We start from the raw sequence: 26,785 nt of genomic DNA, 5'->3' as shown, positions 1-26,785 counted from the left end.
AGTAAAGGAGATTGTCATAAATGAAAATCATTCGTGTAGCAAATGCAGAAGAAGGCGGAAAAAAAGCGTTTGAATTGATTAAAGAAGGCATGGAAAAGGGAGCAAAGGTTTTAGGCTTGGCAACTGGAAGTACACCGGAAACACTTTACCATGAAATGGTAGGGAGCGACCTTGATTTTTCTAATATGGTTTCTATCAATTTAGATGAATACGTTGGCTTAGGCGGAGAAGATGAACAGAGCTACCGCTATTTTATGAATCAAAAGCTATTTAGTAAGAAACCGTTTAAAGACACCTATGTACCAAACGGTAAAGCAGAAGATTTAGATGCAGAATGTGCGCGCTACGAAGAGATTATTGATAGCCATACAGTTGATATTCAAATTCTAGGAATTGGTCAAAATGGTCATATCGGTTTCAATGAACCTGGCACTCCTTTAGATAGCCTGACACACGTTGTACAACTAACAGAATCTACAATCAATGCAAACAAACGTTACTTTGATAAAGTTGAAGATGTACCGACAACAGCTGTTTCAATGGGGATTGGCTCAATTATGAAAGGTAAGAAAATGATTTTAATGGCATACGGCGAAGCAAAGGCTGATGCGATTAAAGGAATGGTAGATGGACCTGTAACAATTGATATGCCGGCAAGTGCTTTACAAGACCACGAAGATGTTGTTGTAATCATCGATGAAGCAGCAGCAAGCAAGCTGTAAAAGATAGGAATAATTAGAAGAGCTGAGTTTTTACTCGGCTCTTTTTTCCATTCCAAAGAAACATCTGCAAAAAAATATTATCCACAGGCGTTCATATTTTTTTGATATTAGTGCTATAATTAAGAAATACAAGGTTTATAGAAAAAGGTGAGAGAATTGAGTACATTGGAATTAACAGTGCCGGAGATAATTCTGCGTCTGTCTATTTCTTTGGCAATCGGCGGTATCATCGGATTTGAACGGCAGTACAAGAATCGACCGGCTGGAATGCGCACCCATATATTAGTTTGTATGGGCGCAACGATTATCGCATTGATACAGGATCAGATTGCAATCTCTGCATTGAAGGATGCAATGACATATCCTGAGTTGAGTGGTGTGATACGATCGGATCAGGCCAGACTGATTGCACAGGTTGTCAGCGGTATTGGCTTTCTAGGAGCTGGAACAATCATTGTAACAAAGCGTTCAGTTACAGGACTAACAACAGCAGCATCGCTTTGGGCAGTCGCTGGTTTGGGAATAGCAATTGGCATGGGCTATTACTCAATTGCTTTGACTAGTTTTGTTGGAATCTTTATGGCGTTGACATTAGTCAAAAAAGTAATTCATGTGCCCAGCATAAAAAAACTTGAGGTTCGATATATCCATAAACAGGAGACAAAGGAATTTATTACTCAATATTTTACAGAGCATGGTATTGAAGTCAGTGATGTCAATTTCGATGTAGACTTAAGTGGTCCAGCAAGAATCTATACGAATATTTATACCATTGAGCTGGCGAAGGGAATGACCTACGCGGAAGTAATAGAAGATCTTTCTATCTATGAAAATATCACTAAACTACGTTTAGTAAGTCTTTAGGGAGGTAACAATGAAACTTGCAAATTTTAGAGAATTAGGCGGCATCAAAACAAAAGATGGAAAACAAGTCAAACACAAGCGGCTACTTCGCTCTGGGGAAGTGTATCAGCTGGATGAAAAGAGCTTAAAGGTGCTGGAGGCTCATGAACTGACTAAAATTATTGATTTACGAGGAGAAAAGGAAATTAATGAACGTCCGGATGATCAGCTGGCGAATGTTTCCTATCAGTGGATTGATATCATGAAGGAAGTTCACCATAATGCTAGCATGGAGGACTTGTTTGATGTTTCCGATATTGGCGCTGTGGATCAGCATATGATGGATATTTACGAGAATCTCATTTTAAATACAGGTGCTCAGCAGGGATACCGGGAATATTTTCAGCAGCTGCTTTCGACGGAGCAGGGAAGTGTACTGTTCCACTGTTTTGCAGGGAAAGATCGGACTGGTGTTGCAGCTGCCCTGACATTGGAGTTGTTGGAGGTATCAAAAGAGACAATCTATAAAGATTATTTAGATACAAACATTCAACGTCAAAAGCCTAACGCTTTATTTTTAGCAGAGGCAGCTTCACGAGGGCTGACAAAAGAGCAGCTGGCAGGAATCAAAGTGGCAATGGAAGTCAAAAAAGAATATTTGGATTATGCCTATCAGCTGATTGATCAGAATTTTGGAAATGTTTCTGAGTATGCAAAGGATATCTTAAAGCTAAGCAGTAGTGATGTTCAGCTGTTGAAGCAGATGTATGCTGAATAGGGAAATCGGTTGAGGCAGAAGCGTTAAGCTTTGCGAACTAAGCAGATACTGAGAAAGATTCGCTCATACCTCACTTTGTTTTCTCAGTAATAAGAAGGACTTTCTTAGGGTAACTATACAAAGTTTAAAGAAAATTTGGCTTATTTCCGAAAACTTCAACTCTTAGTGCTTTTAGCACTTAGAAGTTGGTGCTATCGGAACGAAGTGTAGTAAGTTGATTCTGAGCCACCGTTAATTTGAATTTTAGAGAAAGAGGAGGTTGGGGATTTAGTTATGCTTCAATCTCTTTTTTATAAAGTATTTTTTGCGAATGAAAGCATAATTTTTTATAAAGTATGTAGAAAATACTGAAAAAGAATATTTTGTAGAAGTTGATAATGTTAAAATATGGGTAATTATTGTTTTTTGGGAAAGGGTTTTGGTTGAATGGGTTCTTTGTTTAAGCAGTCCAAATTATTATTTTGGACAGTAGAAATAGTTTTAACGATTATCGGTATTTTCTTTTTAATGAGGATGCCAAACATTTTTACACCAGTTTTGGGGATGATTTCAGCTTTATTTTTACCACTGCTGATTGCGGGATTTTTCTATTATATGTTTGAGCCGATTGTTGTTTTTATGGAGAAAAAGAAGATTCCAAGGCTGGTAGGTTTCTTTATAACATTGATCGTATTGATGATATTGATTGCTCTCATTGTGATGAATGTAGTACCACAGCTTGTTAATCAATTTTTAGAATTAAGTCAGTCTATTCCGGCTTATGCAGAGGAAATCAATAAATGGCTGGTGGAATTAAGTCAACAGGAGGCTTTGAAGGGATTTAATCTTCAGGAAGAATTGTCTCAAGCAAACATTACTGTCAGTAATATCCTTAATATTGCTATTGTTGGCGTGACAAATAGTTTATCGAAAATTGTCAGTGTGCTGATGCAGTTTTTCATTCTTTTATTCACAGTTCCATTTATCCTGTTCTTTATGTTTAAAGATGGCCATAAATTTTTGGATGCTGCCTCTCATTTCTTTCCTAAAAGTATTCGTAAAGAACTAAGAGAAACTGTTCAGGAAATGAATCAAACGTTGTCTGCATATATCAGCAGCACGATTCTAGATGCGCTGATTATTGGTGTGCTGAGCTTTGTAGCTATGACGATATTGAATCAGCCTTACACATTGCTGCTAGCTGTATTTTGCGGCGTGACGAATATCATTCCCTATGTCGGACCCTTTATCGGAGCTGTTCCGGCAGTTTTAGTCGGTGTATTCGTTTCACCATGGCAGGCTTTATATGTTGCTTTAGCTATTTTAATTATTCAGCAGCTTGATGGTAATTTGATTAAGCCTCTTCTTATGGGGAAATCGCTGAGTATTCATCCATTGACTATTATTTTAATTTTGATTGCTGCAGGAAGTATTGGCGGAATTATCGGGATGCTGATTTGTATACCTGTTTATGCAGTAATTAAAACATTAGTGCTGAATATCCGCAAAATTTATCTTCTAAAAAAAGAAACTAAAATAGAGACTGATTTGAATAATTAAGTGAGATACTTTCTGCATCCGTTTTAAGTGATGCGGGAAGTATTTTTTATTATACTCACTAAAAATCAAAACATTTGCTCATTTTCTGAAATAATTTAAGAAAATTTCAGGAAATGAGCAATATTGTTTGAATTATTAAAATAGGATGAGATAATACTTTCCAGTTAAATAAATCCTACTAAATAAATGAGAAGCTATACTGAAACGCTGGGAAAGGCGATAATAGCTACTCTGAAAGCTAAGTATCTCTATTAAAGCAAGCTTATTGGATAAACAATTAAGTAGGATTTATCTGACATCAAAAAATGGAAAGAAGGAAGACTGTTATGATTAAAGGAATAATATTTGATATGGATGGCGTGATTGTTGATTCAGAATACACCTTTTTAGAATCAAAAGCAGAGTTGCTGAAGGATGTAGGCTTCCCTCTTGGTATCAGCTATCATTATCAATTTATGGGAACTACGTCTGAATTTATGTGGAAAAAGATTAAAGAAGACTTATCGCTTCCCGGGTCTGTAGAAGATTACATCAAAGAGATGACTGCACGTAGAAAAGAAATTATTAAAAGAGATGGATTGAAGCCCATTGAAGGCGTAGTAGAATTTATTCATCGTCTAGCAGAAGAAAATGTACGGTTGGCAGTTGCCTCTTCTTCTCCAAAGAAGGATATTATTCATAATCTGAAGGAATTAGGTATTCGGGATTGTTTTGATGCATTAGTCAGCGGTGAAGAGGTTAATCGTTCTAAACCGGCCCCAGATGTTTTTCTAGAAGCAGCTAAGCAAATCGAGATTGCTCCCGCAGAATCTTTGGCATTTGAAGATTCTCATAATGGAAGTATCGCTGTAAAAAAAGCCGGAATGTTCTGTGTTGGAGTAGAAAATGATAATTATCCTCCACAAGATTTAAGCCAGGCTGATCAACTAATTTCAAGTTTTTCAGAGGTCGAACTAAAAGATTTAAATCGATCCTTTATTAATAATAAAAAATAAAGCTCTTCAATCTTTCGAATGTATCAGCTTGTTCTAACCGATACATCGAAGCTCTATAGCTTTGTAATACGCTGTGCTGGTGGAAACCTCTTAAGGAAAATCCAACCAGCACTTTTTAATTAACCAAACGTAAAGAAGGAATACCAAGTGAAGGAAATCATCTCAAACCATAGTCCATTAAAAAAAGGCTTGTCTGTTGGTAAAAATGCTAGAGTATTCATAGACATACAAATAGACAGCTCTTCTTCGAAATAAAAGAAGAAATAGAAACAGTGATTTCTGCTTTTTATTCCAAATTCCAAGTTTTCATTTAGTTTTTATTATGCTAACATAAATTGATATAGAGATATTTTTGCTTTCATTCCGGATTCTTCAAAGTAAACGAGTGTTTAATTCAATCAAAAGTCATGAGATAATACGATAGAAAATAAAAAAGAATACGAATGACGGGAGAACCAGGATGATTAAAGGGATAATATTTGATATGGATGGTGTATTGGTTGATTCTGAGTACACTTTTTTAGAGTCCAAAACTGAAATGCTGAAAGATGCTGGCTTTTTGAAAGATATCAGCTATCAGTATCAATTTATGGGAACTACTTTTGAATTTATGTGGCAGAAAATGAAAGAGGAGCTTGGACTGCCGGATTCAGTTGAATCCTACATCAAAGAAATGAATAGTCGCCGAGCGACGATGATAAAAAGAGATGGAATTCGTGGAATTAGAGATGCAGTACCATTGGTTCGTCATTTAGCAAAGCAGGATATAAAAATAGCCGTGGCCTCTTCCTCGCCTAAAAAGGAGATCCTCTATAATATGAAAGAGCTTGGTTTACTTCCTTGCTTTGATGCCTTAGTCAGCGGAGAAGAGGTGGAAAACTCTAAACCAGCGCCAGATGTATTTTTGGAAGCGGCTAAACAGATAGATGTTTTGCCGGAAAACTGCCTCGCCTTTGAAGATACAAAAAACGGCAGTCTGGCAGTAAAACGGGCGGGTATGTTTTGCGTAGGGTTTAAGAATCCTGAGTACCCGGCACAGGACCTTAGTCAGGCGGATCAGGTTATTTCCAGTTTTTCAAACCTCAGAATGTCGGACTTAAAGAGGTGGTTTTCTGAACAATAATCAACGCATCACCAAAAAAAGCGTTTGAGACATAATTAAATGTCCAAACGCTTTTTAATTAGTCTAAGCCAATCAGATAGTCATCGTCTTTCATTGCTTCTACTTGCCCCAGCAGGTAGCCGTTTCCTACTTGGGAGAAGAAGTCATGATTACTAGTTCCAGTAGATAAACCATTCATAACAATTGGATTCACATCGTTGGCAGTATCGCCAAACATTGGGTCCATCCCCAAGTTCATTAAGGCCTTATTGGCATTATAACGCAGGAAGGTTTTTACTTCTTCAGTCCAGCCGAGATCATCATACAATTCTTCTGTATAACGTTCTTCATTTTCATATAATTCATAAAGTAAGTCGTACATCCAAGCTTTCATCGCTTCTTGTTCATCTTCGGCTAATTCATTGAAGCCAAGCTGAAATTTATAACCGATGTAGGTTCCATGAACGGACTCGTCGCGGATAATCAACTTGATAATTTCTGCAACATTGGCCAGTTTGTTGTTGCCAAGATAATATAGCGGTGTATAAAAACCAGAGTAGAATAAAAATGTTTCTAGAAAAACACTGGCAATTTTTTTCTCTAAAGGTGTTCCATTTTTGTAGATTTCATTGATGCGCTCTGCTTTTTTCTGCAAATAGACATTAGTATTTGTCCATTCAAAGATATCGTCAATTTCTTTTTTTGTATTTAAAGTACTAAAGATAGAGGAATAACTTTTTGCATGGACAGATTCCATAAACTGAATATTATTTAGTACAGCTTCCTCATGAGGAGTCCGAACATCTTTGCGAAGCTGGTCCATACCGCTTTCAGATTGAACGGTATCCAGTAATGTCAGTCCGCCAAAGACATAGCCTACTGTTTGTTTTTCTAGCTCAGAAAGTGTACGCCAGTCATCTAAATCGTTAGATAAAGGAATACGGGTATCCAGCCAAAATTGCTCAGTCAGCTTCTCCCAGGTTGATTTGTCAATGATATCTTCAATTGCGTTCCAATTAATCGCTTCATAATAAGTTGCCATAGTTTTCTTCCTTTCTGCCTAAATAATCAAAGTAAACCGGCTGAAGCAAGATAAGAGGAGCGTTAATCAGCACGTTCTCTCTAATAACTTTCTATTAGACCATGGTGCTTACTGGAAGCATGCCGATGATTCGCAGTCCAAGGTTGTCCAGTTTGCAGCCGGTTGTAGATCATTAGGTTGTCCTAGATGACACAGCTTTCACATTGATTACTACCAATTTCTTCAGAATCTTCAGTGAAAGTCCGTACGTAATAAATTGATTTGATGCCTTTATGGAAAGCATAATGGCGTAAAATATTTAAATCTCTGGTTGTCTGTTTCGTTGTTTCTTTCCATTCATACAGACCTTCTGGAATTTCTGAACGCATAAAGAGCGTTAAACTCATTCCTTGATCCACATGCTGCTGAGCAGTAGCATAAACATCAATTACTTTACGCATATCCATGTCATACGCTGAGGTGTAATAAGGAATCGTATCATTAGCAAGATGAGGTGCAGGATAGTAAATTTTTCCGATTTTCTTTTCCTGACGTTCCTCAATCATACGAGTAATCGGGTGAATACTGGCACTTGTATCATTGATATAAGAAATTGATCCGTTTGGAGCGACTGCCAATCGGTTTTGGTGATACAAACCATCCTGCATAACAGCATTTTTCAGTTGTTCCCAATCTTCCGCTGATGGAATAAAAATTCCTTTAAAAATTTCTTTTACTTTATCAAATTGAGGGGTAAAATCACCATTGATATATTTATCAAAATATGTGCCGTCAGCATAAGCTGATTTTTCAAAGTTATGGAAGGACTGATTATATTCTTTAGCGATTGTATTGCTTTCAGCCAACGTCCAATAATTTAGGAGCATAAAATAGATATTTGTAAAGTCCAATGATTCTTCCGAACCATACTCCATGTGGTTTTTGGCAAAGAAGGTATGGAGCCCCATTGCACCTAAACCGATTGTGTGGCTGAGCTTGTTGCCGTTTTGAATAGTCGGAACAACATCAATATCAGATGAATCTGTTACAAAGGTCAATGCACGAGTCATCGCACGTACTGATTTTCCAAAATCGGGACTTTCCATTAAATTAACAATGTTTGTAGAGCCTAGGTTACAGCTGATATCAGTTCCCATAACCTCGTACTCCTGCTTGCCGTTAATAACAGAAGGTGTTTGTACCTGTAGGATTTCAGAACAAAGATTGCTCATAATGATTTTTCCATCAATCGGGTTCTGTTTATTTGCTGTGTCAATATTAACAATATAAGGATAGCCTGATTCCTGCTGCAGCTTGGAAATTTCATTTTCCAAATCTCGTGCTTTGATTTTTGTTTTACGGATATTCGGATTGGCTACCAAATTATCATATTCCTCAGTAATATCTACATAAGAGAAAGGAACACCATATTCCCGCTCCACACTGTAAGGGCTGAAAAGATACATTTCTTCATTCTTACGAGCTAGCTCATAGAATTTGTCAGGTACTAATACACCTAGAGAAAGAGTTTTTACACGAACTTTTTCATCTGCATTTTCTTTTTTTGTTGATAAGAACATTTCAATGTCAGGATGGAAAACATTCAGGTAAACCACGCCGGCACCTTGCCGCTGACCAAGCTGATTAGAATAACTGAAGCTATCTTCGAAAAGCTTCATAACAGGTACTACACCGCTCGCTGCGCCTTCGTAGCCCTTGATTGGAGCACCGCCCTCTCTTAAATTAGAAAGAGTGATTCCAACACCGCCGCCAATTCTTGATAACTGTAGTGCAGAGTTGATTGAACGGCCGATGCTGTTCATATCATCTGTGACTTGAATTAAGAAACAAGAGACCAGCTCGCCACGACGTTGTCTGCCGGCATTTAGGAATGACGGTGTGGCAGGCTGGTAGCGCTGATGAATCATTTCATCTGCAAGACTTATGGCCAGCTCTTCATTTCCATCAGCAAAATACAACGCATTAAAAGCAACACGGTCTTCATACGATTCCAGATACTCTGTCCCGGCATTATTCTTCAATGCATATTGAGAATAGAATTTGTAAGCAGCCATAAAAGATTTAAACTGGAAGTTTTGTTCTGCTAGAAACTGATACAAACATTCAATAAATGCTAAAGAATATTTCTTGATGAATCCTTTTTCAATATAATCATTCTCAGTTAAATAGCTGATTTTTTCTGATACATTAGCAAATTTTTTAGTATTAGGTAAAACATTTTCATTAAAAAAAGCCTTCAGGGCTTCGCCATCCTTATTTAAAGGAATTTGTCCGTTGACAGGACGATTGATTTCGTTATTTAACTTGAAATAGCTAACATCTTTAATTTCTTTTAAACTCAATCTCACTCACTACTTTCTTAAAGGATTCGACATCTTCGGTTGTTCCGCTGAATTCAAAGGAGAAAACTAGCGGTACATGATAATCTCTGGCAATGTCTTTTGCCGTATAAATAAAAAGCTCAGCGAAGTTACGGTTGCCGCCTCCGGCTACGCCTTGTAAAAAGTCTTTATTGGATTTGTAATCCAGAAAATCATTAACAACTTCAGTAATTTCTATATCATAAGTAGGGACAATCAAAACAAACGGCTCGTTTATCTCAAAAAAAGGATTCGCAGGCTCAATTTCATAAGCTGGCAAATCCAATTTTTTTATAAAGCGTCTGGTCTGTCCGGTCACACTAAAATAGACTATTTTCATAATTAATTTGCCAATTGCTTCAATTGATCAGGACGGAACCCGACAACTGTAGTGGCATCAGAAGTAATCACTGGAACGCTTTGATATCCTTGTTCCTTTAACCAGTCAATCATCTCAGGCTGATTATCGATATTTACTTCCTCAAAAGTAATGTTATTTTCATTTAAAAAGCGTTTTGCCATGTTGCATTGGATACAATTATTTTTAGAAAAGATTTTTACGTTCATTTTTTTTGCCCCCTTGATTAATCTACATTCACTAGTATAAATCTCTTTAGGAAAAAGTCAACACTTAGGCACTACATATTGTGGTCGTTTTTTTGTTAGATACTATGTTTTGTGTTTTTTTAAGATTTATGAAAACCAGTCGCTATGAGAGTTTTCCCGAGAAAAAGAGGTTTTTTATCTTTATAAATTGACGAAAATAAAAAATTTTTGAAAAAAATTTGCTGTCTAAAATACAAGATATAGTGGTCAGTTTTTTTAGAGACACTATTTTTTAGACGAAAAATAGGATTAGCTAAAAAGTTACTTTTTGTGTATAAACTTTATAAAAATATTCAATGCACGAACCTCTAATCTTATAAGTCTGTTATTTCAGCTTCGTTAAATGAGCTCCTATAGTAAATAGGCAGGCAAAAGGAAACGCACGTTAATCTACTAAAATTCATTTTTTAAAGATATAAAATTGGCAGGTTATCGTTAATATTCTGAGGGTTTTAAGTGGTGTAATATTGACAACTATATATAGAAGGAGTATTCTTATTGATAATGATTATCAATCCCAATGAAGCTGGAATTGAAACTTTTTCACAAAAAAAGGAGGAACTTAGATGCTGACTTTAGTAGATGCTGAAATCAATACGGTATATATAGTAAAAGAACTCACTGTCTCTGACGAAACAAAAAAACACTTAAATAACCTGGGATTGATTGTAGGCGGTAAGATTGCACTGGTTAGCTATTCTAATGGAAATGGCATTATCCTCCTTCATAACAGTCGGATTGCCTTGAGTAAATCAGTATTAGAACAAATTATAATAGATGAAGAAATTCTGGAAGAAGAGAGCTGGTTGTCTTTGGATCAGCTAGAGGTTGGAGAGACGGCAACCGTTATTAGTGTTCATGGTCAGGGGGCAGTTCGCAGGCGGTTGATGGACATGGGGATAACTAGAAATGTCGAATTACTGGTTAGAAAGAGAGCTCCTTTAGGAGATCCGATTGAAATCAATCTTAGAGGGTATGAACTGACGCTTAGAAAAAATGAAGCAGAGCTGGTTTTAATAAAGAGAGTGGGGTAAGAAATGAACGAGTGCCAAATTGCATTAACAGGGAATCCGAATAGTGGAAAAACGACAGCCTTCAACGGACTAACGGGTGCCAATCAATATGTTGGAAACTGGCCGGGAGTGACTGTAGAGCGCAAAGAAGGAAAATGGAAACAGAAGAAGAATGTGCTGATTCAGGATTTGCCGGGTATTTACTCGCTCTCACCTTATACACCGGAGGAAGTAATTGCCAGAGATTTTCTGCTGGAACAACAACCGGAAGCCATCCTTAATATAGTAGATGCAACGAATCTCGAACGAAATCTATATCTGACGACACAACTAATCGAAACAGGTATTCCTGTGGTTGTCTGTCTAAATATGATGGATATTGTTGAAAAAAGTGGAAAACAAATCAATTTTCAGAAGCTGGCGTACAGTTTAGGAACCAAAGTCGTTGGAATCAGTGCGGTCAAAAAAAGAAATTTGGATGAGGCTGTGGAAAAAACACTGCAGCAAGTTGAATCAGCTGAGGAAATAAATTATCCTCAATATGATAAACGCCTAGAGGCTGCATTAAATGAAATCACTGGTGTTTTAGGTACGACGGTTTCGAAAAAACAGGCGCGCTTTTATAGTGTGAAACTTTTTGAAAGAGATCCTCAGATACAAAAAACACTGCGGCTAAATAGTGAGCAGCAGAAAGAAATTGAAGAAATTATTAAAATAACAGAAAAAATCTTTAATGATGATAGTGAGACGATTGTGATTAATGAACGGTATGATTTCATTGCTCGTCTTACTGCTTTGTGTGCAATTGAGGAAGATGAACTGAAACTAAAATTAAGCGATAAAATTGATCAAATTGTGACTAACCGCTGGTTAGCCCTGCCAATATTTGCACTAGTTATGTGGCTTGTCTACTATCTGGCAATTCAGACCATAGGTACTCTAGGTACTGACTGGGTCAATGAAGAGCTTTTCGGTTCGATTATTCCTAATACTGTTCAGTCGTGGCTGGATAACTGGCAGGTTGCTGGCTGGATGCAGAGTCTGATATTGGATGGAATCCTTGCTGGTGTGGGAGCAGTCTTAGGGTTTTTACCTCAATTAGCTGTGCTGTTCTTATGCCTGGGCTTTCTTGAGGATTGTGGTTATATGGCAAGAATTGCTTTTGTGATGGATCGAATGTTCAGAAAATTTGGCTTATCAGGAAAATCGTTTATTCCCATGCTGATTGCTACTGGCTGCGGCGTCCCGGGTGTGATGGCTAGCCGGACCATTGAAAATGAAAAAGACCGTCATATGACCATCATGGTCACAACCTTTATGCCCTGCTCAGCTAAGCTGCCAATCATTGCACTGATTGCCGGCGCATTTTTTCCAAACAGCAGCTGGGTATCTCCGTCAGCTTACTTTTTAGGTATTGGAGCAATTATTCTTTCGGGGATTGGCTTAAAGAAAACCAAAATCTTTGCTGGTGATCCAGCTCCCTTTATTATGGAGCTGCCGGCCTACCATTTACCCCAGCTGAAAAATGTTATCCGCTATTCATATGATAGAAGTAAAGCATTTGCTAAGAAAGCGGGAACCATTATTTTTGTCTCTAGTATCATTATTTGGTTTACCTCCACCTATACCTTCACTCTTCAGGAAGCCGAAGGCGACCAAAGTATTCTAGCAGCAGCCGGTCGTCTAATTGCACCAATTTTTGCGCCATTAGGCTGGGGTAACTGGCAAGGGGCGGTTGCGACAATCACTGGATTAGTAGCGAAGGAAAATGTGATTGGAACTTTTGGGATTTTATTTGGACATGTAGAAGAAGTATCTGAGAACGGTCAGGAGTATTGGCAGGCGCTGCAAAGTGCTTTTACACCAGTAGCTGCGTATTCTTTCCTTACATTCAATTTGTTATGTGCGCCCTGCTTTGCTGCGATTGGAGCTATTCGCCGGGAATTGCCAGATTTGAAATGGCTGGCAGGGGCAATCGGCTATCAATGCGGATTGGCTTACGTCGTTAGCTTTATCATTTACCAAATTGGTCATGTGATTTTTGAAAACGGTACTTTGGGATTTGGCACATTGCTCGCTATTATCTTGATTTTCACAGGTATTTATTTATTAATTAGAAAGCCAAAGAATTTAGGAAAGACACCAGTAGGCGTTCTTCCAATCACGGAAAAGGGGTAGGAATATGGCAACGATTGTTTTAGCTGTTATCATTTTCGGCAGCGCCGGCTATATCGTCTATAGTCGAATGAAAAAGGGACAGGACTGTACAGACTGTCATACAACTTGTCCAGTGAAGAAAGAACAGGAATGAGATAGAAGGATTCTCTGTCAGTGTAAAACTGGCTGCTGACAGAGAAGGGGTTGATTGTTTCACGCAATTTTAAACAGAGAAAAATAGTGAGTAGAATCTTTCAAATTTTAATAGAGATTTCACTTGAATAAGTGAGACTGTGGTGCTACAATAGTTAAGTATTGTTTGGGCCGTTAGCTCAGTTGGTAGAGCAGCTGACTCTTAATCAGCGGGTCGCGGGTTCGAGCCCCTCACGGCCCATTGGGTGCCAAACCCACGAGAATGGTATTCTGTCGGCGTCTTCGGACGTTTAGAAGATGGAGTACGCATTCTCTTTTTTTGTTTTGACCACATTTTGACCTCAATCTATTTATTCGTCTTTAACGAGTTTGATAATTTTAGAAATGTCATCAATATCCAAAGCATCTGCAATTCTTTCGATATGAGGTAGATAGATTTTCTCTCTTTTTCCATTTGCTAACTTGTTAATGATTGATGGTTCAATATCTGATAAACGAGCTAATTCTCTAAGAGATATTCCTCTTTCCTTAAAAAGTTCTTTCAAACATATTTTTACTTTTCTATCCATAAGTATCCCATCTTTCTTTTTTATTGTTGTCTATAGAGACATCGGATAGTGAAATGAGAATACAGGTGGTCACCATTAGTAAAAATAAGTAGAATGCTGATGGATAGTATAAAAACGGGTATCACTAGAAATAAACAACCGATAAAAGAAATTAGTTATCAAGGTATTCATGAAATTAGTGATTTGTTAGAGCGATTGAGTTCTTGGGATTAACCTCTTAAAATTTTAGATGATTTTTTAGTGAGAAAAGTAATCCAGTCAATAAAAAGAAGATAGTAAAAGAATATCATGCGTGCTCTCAATTATTTCATGCGTTCCATTTTGAGTTTGGCAATTCGATACAAAGGACTGAAGGACAGATTGAAGAGTTGAAGAATCGGAAAAAGGCATGAAAAAAGAACAATGATATCATGCTGGGTATCATTGTTCTTTTTATGCTATTTTGATTCCGTGTTCATTAATTGTGCAAATCGTTGTACCGCTTGTTTATTTACTTCTTTTGTAATATGAAGATACACCTTTCTCATTGTTTTAGAATCTTCGTGTCCGATTCGTTCTTGTATCGCTTGTAAATCAATACCAGCATCTAGGAGTAAGCTTACGCGGTGTGGCTAAACTTGTGAAGCGTAAGGGGGTTACTATTAACTAATTTTTACAGGTATCTTTTTAGACAGAAACCTATTGCTCTTCTTGATTCCGGATAACCGCAGAAGTTCCCTTCTAGCTTGGTAAAAACAAAATTTTTATCATGATAAGCAGGAAAGATTTTTTTAATCTCTTCTTGCTCAAATTGCATAACACTTAATTGTTCTAAAACAACCTTATCCACTAAAATAACTCTGTTAGACTTTTTTGTTTTTGGAGTAGTCAAGTAGTATACCTGTATGAAATTCAACATGCTTTAGAAATTTCAATAACTCGTTTTTTGTAAAATAAAGATCTTCTAGAGACTGTTCTTTTTGCTCTTCAATAGTTTTGGCTGGTCGGGAATGCGTATTTTTTGTTTAAAAATCTGTTGTATCTATCATGTTAGTCTGATATTCATTGATTTCGGGATTTAGTAAACGATTTATTTCACTTTCCATCTGTTCAGCCCATAATGTTTCTCCCATATTTTGCAGAGTTTCAACAAATGTTCTAGCGACTTTTTGGTAGTGATACTCTTTTGTGGTTAAGTACAAATACATATTATGTAAATATCCAATGTTTAGATGATAGTGGTAATCCTTTACACCAGAATCCATAGATTTCGCTAGGTCAATATACCTCTCAGCCAACAAATAATTTCTCTCAAATAAATACTTTGTGATTATATTAGTTACTCCATTAAGAACAAACAATCTAGTTTTCTGATTTCTTAAATGACAATATTTAATTGGATATGCCGCTTTTGAAAGGAGGTCAATCTGTGTATCGTCAAAAATGAAAATGGTATCGCTTAGTAAAACATAGTCAAAATGAGTAAAAAAACTTTTATTTGATAGGTAATGGTATATTTTGTGCATATCTTTTTTTGATAGAGGAGTAACTTCTTTAAAGCGATGGCCCAAATGAATCTTTATTGATACAAGATTTGAGTATTCCTGTATGTTAAGATTGCTCCGATTATTTAAATCATAATATATGGAAAGTAACTTTTCTTTTGACTGCAAATCACTTGAATTAACTGAACAATTATAAAATAGCAACCGAAATTTATTCTGTTCTTCGTCAAGCTCAACAACAGAAAAAAATTCTTCTTGGCCAATTCCTGCCTTCTTTAAAATATCTCTTATCTCTTCAAAAGGCACTGTTTGCTTGCCGTTTTCTATTTTTGAAAGAGTGGGTTGTTTCATATAATCAGGTCGGACACTTTTTTGTGTCAAGTTCATGTTCTTTCTAAAGAAACTTAAGGCTTCTCCAACTTTCAAAAAAATCCCCCTTTTTTATAAAAATATAACTTACAAGAATAAATTTATCAGGAAAATGGCGAATAATCATAAAAATGGGAGTATTGTTAATAATATGTATGTTATTTTATTCTAATTTGTTATAAACACTCATCCTCTATTTATTTTCCTTTAATGATTTGCTACAATCCGAATATAGCAATATAAAAAGGAGGTTTTTAGATGGATGCAATTATGGTTTTAATCAGCAGGGTACCATGCATCATCGGAGTAAGTCCGTAGACACGAAAAAACAGGAGCACATTCACAGATTGACCATCATGTAAAAGCACATAGCTAGTGCTGCTCCCGCTTTGTAGAAACCTACGTTTAAAGTATGTCAGATATCTATGGAGCAAAACACTGAATATTAATTTAAATAAAAAATCCTGTTATTTAACTAAGCCCTTAATCATAAATTATAAGGGGTTGTTATCATGAAACTGAGTAATGAAAGTAACTCAATGTCTGAGAAAGAATATGTTGAATATATTATAAAAATGCTTTATCAGATAAAAGATATACATTTAATAAAAAAAATCTATACTATTACTAGTTATTACTATAAACAGGCTGATTAATCAGTCTGTTTTTTTGTTTCTGCATTTATCTTGTCAATCATACTTTCAAGCGCATCCCATTCGGATTTATCAAATTTTGAAAAAGCTCGGAATAGATTTCTATGGAATTCATTATCCCCAAAGTTAACCTCATCAAACAGCCTCATTATTGCATCTTCTGATTCAGAAAACATATTTCCTTTTCCAGTATCCAGCCATAGGGGGTCTACATTGAACTCCTTTATCATCAAACGACGTGTGGATTCTGGGATAATCCGCTTCCCTTTCTCCCAGTTTGAAACAGTTGACTTAGTTACTCCTAGCCTTGTACCAAAATCTTCTTGGTTCAATCGCAAAGATTTACGTAACTCAATTAGTCTATTTAGCATTTCATCATCTCCTTAGTAAATATTTAAACAGAAAAAGTAAACTTAGTCAACTTTTGTATTGACAAAGTTTTCTAAGTCGATTAATATGTTGTCAAAGGCGATATGAGTCTGGAGGTGAAGAACATGACAAAAGCAACAATTGAGCAAATGAAACAAACAGCACAAAAAGTTTACTTCTATGGATGTGGAAGTTTAGCAGTTCATTATGGGCTATATAGTTGGACGGGCTAGAAGCAAAAATATAAAGGAAAAGATGCTTTGATAAAAGAAATGTTCAATAAATAAGCAGCATAGGAGGAAAAAGTGATGTTGCATTATTAACAATCCGCTGATCCTTCTTATTGTTGTGAAACAAGTGAGGGACGAGCTGATGTTAAACAATACCTACTTGGTTTTCAGAGCTAAACATTTTTGTTGCAACCTCACGTAAATATTTTGAAGAAAAACAGGGCACAATTTTAAAGCCGTTAGTTACTCTTCGTTTTCTTGTGAAATTTGATTATGGAAATCCTACATTCAAAATCGATGAGAATCACCTTTGTGGTTTGAACACAGGAAAGGACATCATTGGATTTGGAAAAGAATCGAGTATCTAGAGAAGGAAGTAGCAGAATCTAGAGAAGGTTGTTTGAAAGGAATGAGAAATGCAATCAAACAAAAAAACTTGTCCGAAAACAAGGTTTTCGTAGCAACCCAGCGAGAGTTGCTAATCTGAATTCGTACTTAGATTATAACACTCCCAGAGGCTGGTCACAACGAATGAAACGCTGTAGTATCAACATTTATCACCCTCGTATACTGCATTAACATTCTGATGTAACAGAAGTAATTGGTGAGGGAGATAGGGAAAGCTGTTATTCATTAGAGAAAAAATAATAAGGTGTGGTGGATATGCTGAAGGAGATATTATTCTCCACACAGGTATAACAGAGAAGACTGTTAGAGACAGACGAGGAAAGCGAAAGAAAATATCTAGGTCTAGCCAGAATAAGGTGAACGATAAAAATTCATCAAGATATTTGACAATGGTATGTAGGGGGATTGGAGAATGGAACTTTCTAAGAAACAACAAATGGCTTTATGCTTCGCAATTGAAGAACATGATTATAAAGAAGTGCTAGATAGTATTAGCAGCATTTACTATTCGTCATATCTTAGCCCACTGGAGACAATAGAGGTTATTAGAGAATATTTGGATTTTGTAAAAAAAGAGGTTTCCAATCTGGAATTAAAAAACATAGAAGGAAAGTAAGATGAAGAGTCATCGAAAGGGGGTATAAATTTGACAGTAAAAAAGTAGTTGAGTTTTCAGATGAGCAGCTTAAGGAACTCGCTGAAATAGTTATTAATCGTCTAATAAGCTTTTTCCTAGCTGCAACTTGTGGAAATAAGATTATGCAACAGTCAACCTAACATTGATAATTAAAATAATGTTTGGCTAGGAAGGCATTACGTAGAAAATGACAGACGGATGGAACATAACTAAATTCCCAGACTTTTCGTACGCTTAAATCCGCATAAATGGTGAGACAGTAACACATATGGGCACTGAATTGCAACGAGTAACCGCAGAAGCAGCTTTTTCGACAATAAGCCGAAATTTAGTAAACGTTTTTGGCGCACCAGATAGGAATCGGTCAACATCGAATGGTTTACCTTCGTGTTTCCTGTCATTTTCATAATTTCCGACTTATTGCTTTAAATCACTGTGACTGCTCACTGCGTAAGTAGAACAGATGCTGAAAAGTATCTAATTGGTGCTTGAAGCTAATCGTTTCTGTCTCAACCCCCGTTTGCTTTTGTTTGAAAGGATAAAACGAATAGACCACATTGAAGAGATTAAAAAGATAAGAGAAGAAAAGCACCTGGATCATATTGCTGCCGCAATAGAAGAAGTAATACGTATGTTATCAAAATAGAAAGAAAGCAGGCTTGAGTTTTTAAGTCTGTTTTTTTATCGGAAGAGTTGCCTCAGTGTATTGAGGAATATAAACGATTTAAAGCTTTAGGTCTGTAACAATGTATGTTCGCTTGAATAATTGTAAGGAAAATGAAAGTGTAAAAGTTATCCTTAGTAAGTTGGGTTCTATAAAGTTCTCATGTATAATAGAAAAGATATGAGTAAGAGAAACTAAATTAATTGAGATTAGCTGGTAGAAAGTATCTGGTGAAGAATATAAATCAAATAGGTTTTAATGATAGAATTTGACATACTTATGAGAGGTTTTTTATGAAGCACAAGAAAGAAAAAAGACATAGTGAATGGTACGAGCTTTTAATTAGCTGCGGATTGTTCTTGTTGGGTGGAATACTTTTTGGGTATTTGTTGTTTAATAATTTGGATTATCAAGAGGAGGCAGCTTGGCCTAGTCATGAAGGATATCGGCTTTCGAAAGAAGAGATTATCCAGATTCCGATGCTTATCTCTGAATCTGCGGGCGATGATGAAGGAATTAGTGTAAATCCTAATTATCAAGAGGAGTATCTGGAAACTTTATTGAAAGAGAAAACAAATGGAATAGGAATAAGCTATCCTAACTCAAAGCCTGTTTTCCAGTTAGTAGATATAGGTAATGGTCAAACGGTCTATCGGATAACGGCAGAGCTTTCCAGTTTGCGTCAAATTGATTCGGTGCAATTCCCTGTCTGGGGTGAACAGAATGGTCAGAATGATTTGCAGCTCTATGATGCAGTTTATGATGCTGAGACAAAAAAATGGCAAAGTGATATTTTAGTTGAGAATCATCAAGAAGCTGGAAGCTACTATGCAGATATTATTGTGAACAAAAAGAGCGGACGCATTGAGCAAACAGAGTTAGGGAAGTTTAAGGTGGATAAACCCAGCATCACGGCGGAACTTGATCCAACACGTACAGACAAAGGTCAATTCGATGTAAGAGTCACAGTTGATAGTAAAGCTCCTGTGGCAGAAATCAAGGTTTCTGTCTGGTCAAAGGAAGACCAAAGTGACCTGAGATGGTATGAGGGAAAACGGCAGGATGATGAAACCTATCAGGTTCGGATGGACTACGAAGATTTTGACTTTAGCAATGGCGTGTATACAGCAGAAGCCTATCTGACAAGCGCAAATGGTTTACAGGCTCATGCAGCAGCTGGAACTGCCGAGATTAATATGAATTATCCTGTCAGAATCCGTGTTCAGGGGGATACTGCATTGTTCAAGGACAGACAGTTGACAAATGAAATAAAAAAAGTTTCTTCGAATAGTATGGCGTATATCAAAGGAATTGTTTACAATTCTGAACAGAAAATTTATAGAACGGATTCCGGCTATATCCCAGCTGATGGACTTCAGGTAAATGAGATGATGGAAGATATTCGTTATGTAGCTCATCGGGGAAATCATCAAGCAGCCCCGGAAAATTCAATTCCATCTTTTGAGCAAGCAGATACGTGGGGCGTGGAAACAGACATACGTTTGACCAAGGATAAGAAGTGGGTTGTAATGCACGATGGTACAATTGATCGAATGACTAATGGTAAAGGAAATATCAGTGATTTAACCTTGGAACAAATCCGAAGCTACAGAATAATATCCGGCTCGAATGTTTCTACTTATAGTCAGGAACAGCTAGTGGTTCCCACTTTGGAAGAGTTTCTCAGCATCATGGGCAGCAAGCAAGGCATTCCATTTATAGAAATTAAGACAGAGAAAGTAGCAGCAGCAGACTATGATCACCTTACGCAATTAATTGATCAATACGGCTTCTCTGAAAGAGGTGTTGTCATTTCTTTCAATTATGAAAATCTAAAAGAAATGAAGAGCAGACTTCCACAACTACAGGTTCAACTGTTAAGTGAAAATCTGAATGTAAAAATGATTGAAGAAGCAGCTGCTCTAGGTGTGAATGCTGGACTAGATATCAAATATAATCCTGCAGTTTCAACAGCAGATTTAATCGCAAAAGCACAGCAAAAAGGTCTATCTGTTAACCTTTGGGGCGTACCGCGGGATAAATTTCCACAGATGGAGGCTTTAGGGATTGATAATTTAACGACAGATTTTGATTAATCAATTATTTAAAAATTACTGATGAAGTTCTGATATGCGGGAGCAGCTATTGCATGTCAGAACTTTTTGTAGCTGTGTCCAAACAAATGCCTTTCTTTTTTCTAAAAAAAAGATGTGTGCTATCCTTCAATTAAAGATAAACTCTATTAAAAAGTGAGCGAAAGGACTATTTTTTCTATAAAATGTCATTTTGCAGGATAAAAAAATTTTTATAGAATTTATTATAGAAAAAACAATGGAGGGAACACCATGAAAGAGTATTTTTGGTTTGAAAAAAAAGATGATGACTTCCCTTTTTACAGGAATCTTCCGTATAGCGTTGCAGGTTGGCAATGGTTAGTTATGCTGCTATTTCCTTTTTTAGGATTTTTGTCTTTAACAGTGGTTTATATACCAAGCCTTTCTATCTATGAAAATGAGCTTTTTAGTGGAATCGTTTTAGTTCTATCTGGTTTCTTGGGGTTATTTTTAGCAGTTGGTAAAGACTGGAAAAAGCTATTTAGGAGAATTTATCCAAAAGAAATCCTGCTGGTCATAGGTTATGTGCTGGGGGCGATTCTTTTTGCTTCTTTACTTGGAGGTATTATTGAACTGCTGAGTGGCACTTTGGCCGATAATCCAGCAGCCACAAATTCAGAAGGTAAAGCAGCTCTAATGGAATATTTACTTCTAAGATTCCAGGAAATTTTTCAGTTGTTCGGTGAAGAATTTCTAGCAATCATCCCTTTTTTAGCAGTCCTTCATTTAATGGTTGCTCGTTGGCAGTTAAGGAGGAAAACAGCAGTAATTATCGCTTGGATTGTTTCATCCGTAGTCTTTGGATTGCTTCATCTGCCCACGTATGATTGGAATATTATTCAATGTGTGTTTCTCATAGGCGGCAGCCGTATGGTGTTGACATTGCCTTATATCCAAACGAAGAATATTTGGATTTCTTATTTTGTTCATTATTTATATGATATGCTCATCTTTACAGCGGCATTCTTGAGTTAATACGTTTTAGTTTAGGAGGAAAAGTCATGAAAAAGAATTATTTACTAATAGGCAGTTTAGTGTTTTTGACTGCGCTAATTGTTGGATGCAGCAATTCCAATGATAAATCAAAGGATTCAACCGACAAAAGCAGTAGTGAGACTAGTTTAACAAGTAGTAAAGAGTCGTCTGAATCAGAAACAAAGCAATCAACAGCAAAATCAGGGAGTACTATAGAGGGGAGTTCTCAAACGAGTGAAACATCCGCACAGGCAAATGAAGCTACTCCGGAGGACCAGGCGAACAGTATATTAAATAGTCTGACTAAGCTGTTTCCAGCTGATGCACTGCCTTCAGAGATTTTAACAGCGAGTACACCAAACTATGTCAGTGCAGCCACAACGCCATCGGAAGACCAAGCAAACTACCGAATTTTATACTATGCTGAAAATCATCCGATTGGACTGAACAGCAAGGAATTAAACGAGCTTAAGCCGATTGCTTCTTTTGAAAAAATAACGTTTGGTACGAACGAAGAAGCAAAAGCCGCGGTTGATAAGCTTAGTGATTCAGGTGGAAATCCAGTCGATCTTGGCTTTGGTTTGACGGGATATATGCAGGGAGCAGCTGGATCCAGCTACTTGACATGGGCAGAGGGGAATTGGAATCTTACTGTAAAAGCTTCAAATATTGAAGGGGAAGATCCTGTTTCTTTAGCGAAAGAAGTTGTTAACTATTTGGAAAAGAATGCTTTGCCAGCACCAGATACTGATGGGAAAATCAGTTTAGAGGTTGGTGAAAACGGCGACTATCAGACCAACAGTGTCATTTGGCAAAAGCAAAACGTTGTCTATAAAATATATCACTTTAACGCATTACGCGCTATACAAATGGCGGTTTCAGCTCGTTGATGAAAAAAGGAATGGAAGACTAGTCAAACTGGCTATTTTCCAGTTCTTGAAAAGCAAATAAACAGGGTCTTAAAAGCCCCCCTATCCAGCTTGCCAGTCAAATAGGGGGGCTTCGCTATACTTCTTTTACTTACTATTGCGTAATTCTGCTTTTATCTGGCTGAGAATGAGCTAGACGACTGGCAGCTGAAGCGGCTATAGCGCCTACAATATCATCAAGAAATGTATGAACAGAAACGCCGTCATGAGAATTCAACTTAGCCAGAATACCAGGCTTCACTTTATCGATATAACCGTAGTTGGTAAAGCCGATTGAACCATAAACATTTACAATAGATAAAGCCAAAATTTCGTCAATTCCATAAAGTCCTTCATCATCAGACAAAATCTGCTGAAGGGGCTGGAGTAGTTTTTTCTCTTCTGCAAGTATATCCAACTGAATCCCGGTGATAATGGTGTTGTGCACTTCTCGTTTCGATAAAACTGCTTCGACATGTTCAATACAGGTTTCTATATCCAGCTTGTCTACATAGTCTTTTTGCAAAAACATAACTAAATCAGCAATATCTTCTATTTCCACACCTCTCTGCTTTAATAATGCACGAGCTGTTTCTTCTAATGTTTTCCCCTGAATAACCATATTATTTCCTCCAACGTGATTTTTTTACTATAATACAACAATGGTATACTAAATATATCCTAAAAAGCAAGGGAAGAACAATGAATCCATTAATTGAGTGCTGTGAACAAAACTTGGCAAAAGGCGGATCACTGCTGCTGGAGAATCCTTTTATAAATGAAAATAGCGACCTCATCACTTATTCCTGCATAAATGAGTGTGTACTATGCGCGCAAAGCTTTTATGTATTATTTGAGGGAGAAAGAATTAGCGGACAAACACCGGAAGAGCTGTTAGAGAAAGTGAAAGAGGCTATTTATCAATGGCAGAATGAGATGATGTAATAAAGCTAAATAAAAATAAACAGATAAAGATACCTGCTAAAAGGATCTTCATCTGTTTATTTTTGTAGGATTAGCCTGAAAAAACTTCAGGATTAATTTTCTCAAATAGACTGGTACTATGCATCGGTTGAGTCCGTGCGTCCGGCTGGATGAAATGCAGTGCGTTGTTAACCGCAGTCGGTGCTTCGCCAAAACCAGTGGCAATCAATTTTACTTTTCCCTTATAAGTAGAAATATCCCCAACCGCGTAAACTCCGGGAATGTTTGTGGACATATCAGACTCAACATTAATTGAATGACGGGATATATCCAATCCCCAGTCTTTTAAGTGATCTAAAGAAGAAGTAAATCCATAATTGACAATTAAAGAATCCACTGAAAGCCTACGCACCTGCTTCTCCTTCGCATGTTTTAGCTGAATACCGTAAAATGAACCAGCCTCAAGCAGCAGCTCGTCAATGATATAAGGGGTGAGAATTTGAACGCTAGAGCTTTTTAGTTTCTCCACACTATGTTCATGCCCGCGGAATTCTGGCCTGCGATGAATAATTGAAACTTCTTCAGCAACAGGCTCCAGCATTAAAGCCCAGTCAATTGCAGAATCACCACCGCCGGCAATTGCAACTTTTTTACCGGAAAAAGTACTTAAATCCTTTACGAAATAATGGATGCTTTGATCTTCAAAAGTATCTGCCCCATCAATAGTCAGACGCCGGGGCTGGAAGGAACCATTTCCGATAGCTAAGATAACCGCTTTGGAGTAGTGGGTGCCTTTATTGGTTTCAATTTCAAGGTGTCCTTCTTTTTGAGTGAGGTTTGTGACCTCTTCCTCTAAAAAAATATCATGGTCAAATGTTTCCAACTGTTTTTCCAGGTTAGCGACCAAATCGGCTGCTTTTACTGCTGGGTATCCGGGTACATCATAAATGTATTTTTCAGGATACAAAGTTGTTAATTGTCCTCCTAATTGAGGTAAACTGTCAATCAGTTTTGTTTTAGCTTGTCTCATACCGGCATAAAAAGCAGCAAAAAGTCCGACAGGACCGCCGCCTATAATTGTTAAGTCATAAATCTCAGTTGTATGGGTCATTACATTTCCTCCAAATTCATCGAACAAATTATCGGATAAAATAAACAAGTTACGTTTCAATCATTTTTCACAAAATAGCATTTGTACAGGAAAAAAGCAAGTAATAGTTTGTGAATAAGAAAAAGTTTTAAAGATTCTAAGAAAAGAAAATGGTAATTTTTGCTGAGATTAGGTATGATAAAACAATAATCATTTTTAAGGAGGAACTACTTGTGAGTGAATTTCCACAGTTGAATTTAGAAAATGTATCAGGACCAAAAGCGGTAGTAAAGACGAATAGAGGAGATATTACTATTCAGCTTTTCCCGGAACAAGCACCTAAAACAGTAAAAAACTTTGTCGAGTTAGCAAAAAAAGGCTATTATGATGGTGTGATTTTTCATCGAGTAATTCCAGACTTCATGATCCAAGGCGGCGACCCAACTGGAACAGGAATGGGCGGTGAAAGTATTTACGGCGAAAAATTTGAAGATGAATTTTCAAAAGAAGTCTTTAATTTACGTGGTGCTTTATCCATGGCTAATGCTGGACCAAATACTAACGGTAGTCAGTTCTTTATTGTAAACAAGGTTGAAATGCCGGCAAATATGTTGGAGCAGCTGGAAGGCGCTGGTTTTCCAAAAGAAATCATCGAAGCCTATAAAAACGGTGGAACACCATGGCTTGATTTCCGCCATACTGTATTTGGTCATGTAACTGAAGGCTTGGATATAGTGGATGAGATTGCTGGTGTCCAACGTGATGCGCAGGACCGTCCGACATTTGATGTTGTAATTGATACGGTAGAAATCACCGACTAAAGATAAAGGGAGTGGGACATAATCCACTCTCAAAAAGAAAACAAGCTCGATTTTGATGATGAATGTCAAAATCGGGCTTGTTTTTTCTTCTTCCCTTCTCTTTCTCTCCATATATTTTCCTAATTTTCTTAGATTTAGTGCCATGAGAGCTAAACCAACATCAATCTTCGCTCCTTGTTTTCCACGTAAATGGAAACGATGGAACGCCAAATGAGCCTTTAGATGTCCAATGTCTCCTGACTTCTGAATCGATTAATGGTGCGATAGCTGACTTGTTCGTGGTTCGCTAACCAGCGCATACGATAGCTGTCATCCAACAGAAATTCCATTTTCCGACCAGAAAAGACACGCTGAGTATACGCATACAGAATAATTTTTAATAGCATCTTCGGGTGGTAGGCCGGTCGGCCTAATTGTTCTTCTAATTTATTAAAGAGTGTTTGCGGCATGGCTTCGACTAAGGCATTAACCGCAAAAGCGACATCTGTTTCGGGAATAAACTGTTCCAACTCTAATGGTAAAATCGTTTGATTGATGGTATAATTTTTAAACATAAAAGCACGCTCCTTTTGATTGGGTTTGGTCACTTTAATCATACAAGGCTGTGTGCTTTTTGTGTACCCTAAAATTAAAAAAGTGAGACAATAATCAGATTTTCTTCTGACTATTGTCCCACTTCCTTATATTAAGACTATAGGCTATTTCTAAAACAGAAGAATATCTGCAGTCCTGCTATCACAATTTTTATAATAGTTTTTCAATTGTTATTTTAGCCCATCATTCATGAAACAGGCTTGATTCCTGAAATTTGTTCAAGTCGTATATGCCAAGGTACAGATGAACTAAAGTGATACTCTGGCATCGCTTTTCCATTATTATCCATATAAATGGATTTTAAAATTTTAATTTGATCCAAATGTCCCAAGTGCTTCGATACACTTCCATCAAAATAATAAGCATCCTCTTGTCCAGGTACTCCTGCACGTGGTTTCCAATAAATACATTGCATAGTCGTTTCTCCTTTTCTTGTAATTTCACTACCACTTACGGGTGTGTTAAATAGACTAATTTCTTCTTGACGACGGCGCCGTAAACCTTCTTCAAATTCTGATCCTGCGTTGATATAATTAGGGAAGGATTCCGTAATGTAACTATCGGAAGCATTTCTATCCCAATTATCTACTGTAAAAATTCCAGTACCACAATTATAGGCAAGACTTACCATCGCATCGAATTGATTTTGATTAAACGAACGAGTAA

The 26,785-nt window shown here is 37.0% G+C and carries 27 protein-coding genes, 1 tRNA gene and 1 pseudogene; 16 read left to right on the top strand and 13 right to left on the bottom strand.

Annotated features, from left to right (window positions below; genetic code table 11):
* The first annotated feature begins 20 nt into the window (after positions 1–20).
* The 6 genes from nagB (at position 21) to ACPWSO_RS13305 (ending at position 6,000) form a co-directional block, all read left to right on the top strand.
* Positions 21–722 (top strand): glucosamine-6-phosphate deaminase, encoded by a 702-nt coding sequence (gene nagB / locus ACPWSO_RS13330; RefSeq protein WP_426084068.1) that lies wholly within the window; start codon positions 21–23, stop codon positions 720–722.
* A 156-nt stretch (positions 723–878) separates the two neighbouring features.
* A complete protein-coding gene (locus ACPWSO_RS13325) occupies positions 879–1,586 on the top strand; it encodes an MgtC/SapB family protein (protein ID WP_426084067.1) in 708 nt (235 codons plus the stop codon).
* A 10-nt stretch (positions 1,587–1,596) separates the two neighbouring features.
* Complete coding sequence (locus ACPWSO_RS13320) at positions 1,597–2,343, top strand: tyrosine-protein phosphatase (protein WP_426084066.1); 747 nt, start codon at positions 1,597–1,599, stop codon at positions 2,341–2,343.
* 426 nt (positions 2,344–2,769) lie between these two features.
* Positions 2,770–3,882: an AI-2E family transporter gene (locus ACPWSO_RS13315; RefSeq protein WP_426084065.1), complete on the top strand. Its 1,113-nt coding sequence runs from the start codon at positions 2,770–2,772 to the stop codon at positions 3,880–3,882.
* 326 nt (positions 3,883–4,208) lie between these two features.
* Positions 4,209–4,877 (top strand): HAD family hydrolase, encoded by a 669-nt coding sequence (locus ACPWSO_RS13310; RefSeq protein WP_426084064.1) that lies wholly within the window; start codon positions 4,209–4,211, stop codon positions 4,875–4,877.
* 460 nt (positions 4,878–5,337) lie between these two features.
* Positions 5,338–6,000 (top strand): HAD family hydrolase, encoded by a 663-nt coding sequence (locus tag ACPWSO_RS13305; protein ID WP_426084063.1) that lies wholly within the window; start codon positions 5,338–5,340, stop codon positions 5,998–6,000.
* A 58-nt stretch (positions 6,001–6,058) separates the two neighbouring features.
* Here the strand turns inward: ACPWSO_RS13305 and nrdF are convergent, their stop codons facing one another.
* The 4 genes from nrdF to nrdH form a co-directional block, all read right to left on the bottom strand.
* A complete protein-coding gene (nrdF, locus tag ACPWSO_RS13300) occupies positions 6,059–7,021 on the bottom strand; it encodes a class 1b ribonucleoside-diphosphate reductase subunit beta (RefSeq protein WP_426084062.1) in 963 nt (320 codons plus the stop codon).
* A gap of 182 nt (positions 7,022–7,203) precedes the next feature.
* On the bottom strand, positions 7,204–9,363 hold the full coding sequence (gene nrdE, locus ACPWSO_RS13295) for a class 1b ribonucleoside-diphosphate reductase subunit alpha (protein WP_426084061.1): 2,160 nt from the start codon (positions 9,361–9,363) through the stop codon (positions 7,204–7,206).
* Complete coding sequence (gene nrdI / locus ACPWSO_RS13290; protein ID WP_426084060.1) at positions 9,344–9,721, bottom strand: class Ib ribonucleoside-diphosphate reductase assembly flavoprotein NrdI; 378 nt, start codon at positions 9,719–9,721, stop codon at positions 9,344–9,346. The genes nrdE and nrdI overlap by 20 nt, the downstream gene beginning before the upstream one ends.
* Positions 9,722–9,723: 2 nt before the next feature.
* Positions 9,724–9,948, bottom strand: coding sequence for a glutaredoxin-like protein NrdH (gene nrdH / locus ACPWSO_RS13285; RefSeq protein ID WP_426084059.1), 225 nt, complete (start codon positions 9,946–9,948; stop codon positions 9,724–9,726).
* 605 nt (positions 9,949–10,553) lie between these two features.
* Here nrdH and ACPWSO_RS13280 point away from each other — a divergent pair.
* The 4 genes from ACPWSO_RS13280 (at position 10,554) to ACPWSO_RS13265 (ending at position 13,551) form a co-directional block, all read left to right on the top strand.
* Positions 10,554–11,021, top strand: coding sequence for a FeoA family protein (locus ACPWSO_RS13280; protein WP_426084058.1), 468 nt, complete (start codon positions 10,554–10,556; stop codon positions 11,019–11,021).
* A 3-nt stretch (positions 11,022–11,024) separates the two neighbouring features.
* On the top strand, positions 11,025–13,178 hold the full coding sequence (feoB, locus tag ACPWSO_RS13275; protein WP_426084057.1) for a ferrous iron transport protein B: 2,154 nt from the start codon (positions 11,025–11,027) through the stop codon (positions 13,176–13,178).
* A 4-nt stretch (positions 13,179–13,182) separates the two neighbouring features.
* Positions 13,183–13,311, top strand: coding sequence for a FeoB-associated Cys-rich membrane protein (locus ACPWSO_RS13270; RefSeq protein WP_426084056.1), 129 nt, complete (start codon positions 13,183–13,185; stop codon positions 13,309–13,311).
* Between the two features lie 167 nt (positions 13,312–13,478).
* Positions 13,479–13,551: transfer RNA gene (locus tag ACPWSO_RS13265), tRNA-Lys, on the top strand.
* Positions 13,552–13,660: 109 nt separating this feature from the next.
* Here ACPWSO_RS13265 and ACPWSO_RS13260 read toward each other — a convergent pair.
* From ACPWSO_RS13260 to ACPWSO_RS13245, 4 genes are all read right to left on the bottom strand, one after another.
* Entirely contained in the window at positions 13,661–13,879 is a 219-nt protein-coding gene (locus ACPWSO_RS13260) for a helix-turn-helix domain-containing protein (RefSeq protein WP_426084055.1), read from the bottom strand.
* Between the two features lie 652 nt (positions 13,880–14,531).
* Complete coding sequence (locus ACPWSO_RS13255; protein WP_426084054.1) at positions 14,532–14,708, bottom strand: hypothetical protein; 177 nt, start codon at positions 14,706–14,708, stop codon at positions 14,532–14,534.
* Positions 14,709–14,883: 175 nt separating this feature from the next.
* Positions 14,884–15,789: a helix-turn-helix domain-containing protein gene (locus ACPWSO_RS13250; RefSeq protein ID WP_426084053.1), complete on the bottom strand. Its 906-nt coding sequence runs from the start codon at positions 15,787–15,789 to the stop codon at positions 14,884–14,886.
* A 595-nt stretch (positions 15,790–16,384) separates the two neighbouring features.
* Complete coding sequence (locus ACPWSO_RS13245) at positions 16,385–16,756, bottom strand: helix-turn-helix domain-containing protein (protein ID WP_426084052.1); 372 nt, start codon at positions 16,754–16,756, stop codon at positions 16,385–16,387.
* Between the two features lie 1,048 nt (positions 16,757–17,804).
* Between ACPWSO_RS13245 and ACPWSO_RS13240 the strand changes: the two genes are divergently transcribed.
* A complete protein-coding gene (locus tag ACPWSO_RS13240) occupies positions 17,805–18,008 on the top strand; it encodes a hypothetical protein (protein WP_426084051.1) in 204 nt (67 codons plus the stop codon).
* A gap of 230 nt (positions 18,009–18,238) precedes the next feature.
* Here the strand turns inward: ACPWSO_RS13240 and ACPWSO_RS13235 are convergent, their stop codons facing one another.
* The gene (locus ACPWSO_RS13235) at positions 18,239–18,430 is read right to left on the bottom strand and encodes a hypothetical protein (RefSeq protein ID WP_426084050.1); all 192 of its coding nucleotides are present in this window, start codon (positions 18,428–18,430) and stop codon (positions 18,239–18,241) included.
* 556 nt (positions 18,431–18,986) lie between these two features.
* On the opposite strand from ACPWSO_RS13235, the gene ACPWSO_RS13230 reads away from it, so the two are divergent.
* The 3 genes from ACPWSO_RS13230 (at position 18,987) to ACPWSO_RS13220 (ending at position 22,672) form a co-directional block, all read left to right on the top strand.
* The gene (locus ACPWSO_RS13230; RefSeq protein ID WP_426084049.1) at positions 18,987–20,789 is read left to right on the top strand and encodes a glycerophosphodiester phosphodiesterase family protein; all 1,803 of its coding nucleotides are present in this window, start codon (positions 18,987–18,989) and stop codon (positions 20,787–20,789) included.
* A 249-nt stretch (positions 20,790–21,038) separates the two neighbouring features.
* Positions 21,039–21,782 carry a CPBP family glutamic-type intramembrane protease gene (locus tag ACPWSO_RS13225; RefSeq protein ID WP_426084048.1) on the top strand — a complete coding sequence of 248 codons (744 nt, stop codon included), beginning with the start codon at positions 21,039–21,041 and terminating at the stop codon, positions 21,780–21,782.
* A gap of 26 nt (positions 21,783–21,808) precedes the next feature.
* Positions 21,809–22,672, top strand: coding sequence for a hypothetical protein (locus tag ACPWSO_RS13220; RefSeq protein WP_426084047.1), 864 nt, complete (start codon positions 21,809–21,811; stop codon positions 22,670–22,672).
* A gap of 133 nt (positions 22,673–22,805) precedes the next feature.
* Here the strand turns inward: ACPWSO_RS13220 and ACPWSO_RS13215 are convergent, their stop codons facing one another.
* A complete protein-coding gene (locus tag ACPWSO_RS13215; protein ID WP_426084046.1) occupies positions 22,806–23,312 on the bottom strand; it encodes a phosphatidylglycerophosphatase A family protein in 507 nt (168 codons plus the stop codon).
* 80 nt (positions 23,313–23,392) lie between these two features.
* Between ACPWSO_RS13215 and ACPWSO_RS13210 the strand changes: the two genes are divergently transcribed.
* The gene (locus ACPWSO_RS13210; protein ID WP_426084045.1) at positions 23,393–23,635 is read left to right on the top strand and encodes a DUF1450 domain-containing protein; all 243 of its coding nucleotides are present in this window, start codon (positions 23,393–23,395) and stop codon (positions 23,633–23,635) included.
* Positions 23,636–23,705: 70 nt separating this feature from the next.
* Here ACPWSO_RS13210 and ACPWSO_RS13205 read toward each other — a convergent pair whose 3' ends face one another.
* Complete coding sequence (locus ACPWSO_RS13205; RefSeq protein WP_426084044.1) at positions 23,706–24,725, bottom strand: NAD(P)/FAD-dependent oxidoreductase; 1,020 nt, start codon at positions 24,723–24,725, stop codon at positions 23,706–23,708.
* A 212-nt stretch (positions 24,726–24,937) separates the two neighbouring features.
* On the opposite strand from ACPWSO_RS13205, the gene ACPWSO_RS13200 reads away from it, so the two are divergent.
* Positions 24,938–25,525: a peptidylprolyl isomerase gene (locus tag ACPWSO_RS13200; protein ID WP_426084043.1), complete on the top strand. Its 588-nt coding sequence runs from the start codon at positions 24,938–24,940 to the stop codon at positions 25,523–25,525.
* 230 nt (positions 25,526–25,755) lie between these two features.
* Here the strand turns inward: ACPWSO_RS13200 and ACPWSO_RS13195 are convergent.
* Together ACPWSO_RS13195 and ACPWSO_RS13190 are read right to left on the bottom strand one after the other, a co-directional pair.
* Positions 25,756–26,079, bottom strand: a pseudogene (locus ACPWSO_RS13195) (transposase); the annotation flags it as partial.
* Positions 26,080–26,306: 227 nt separating this feature from the next.
* Positions 26,307–26,785, bottom strand: a 479-nt coding sequence (locus tag ACPWSO_RS13190; protein WP_426084042.1) for a glycoside hydrolase family protein, incomplete at its 5' end; no start/stop codon positions are given.

Origin of the sequence: Enterococcus sp. LJL51 (assembly GCF_049894025.1) — a bacterium.
Lineage (GTDB): Bacteria > Bacillota > Bacilli > Lactobacillales > Enterococcaceae > Enterococcus_L.
Note: the sequence above shows the minus strand (reverse complement) of the source record. Positions and strands in the feature narration are given on the sequence as shown.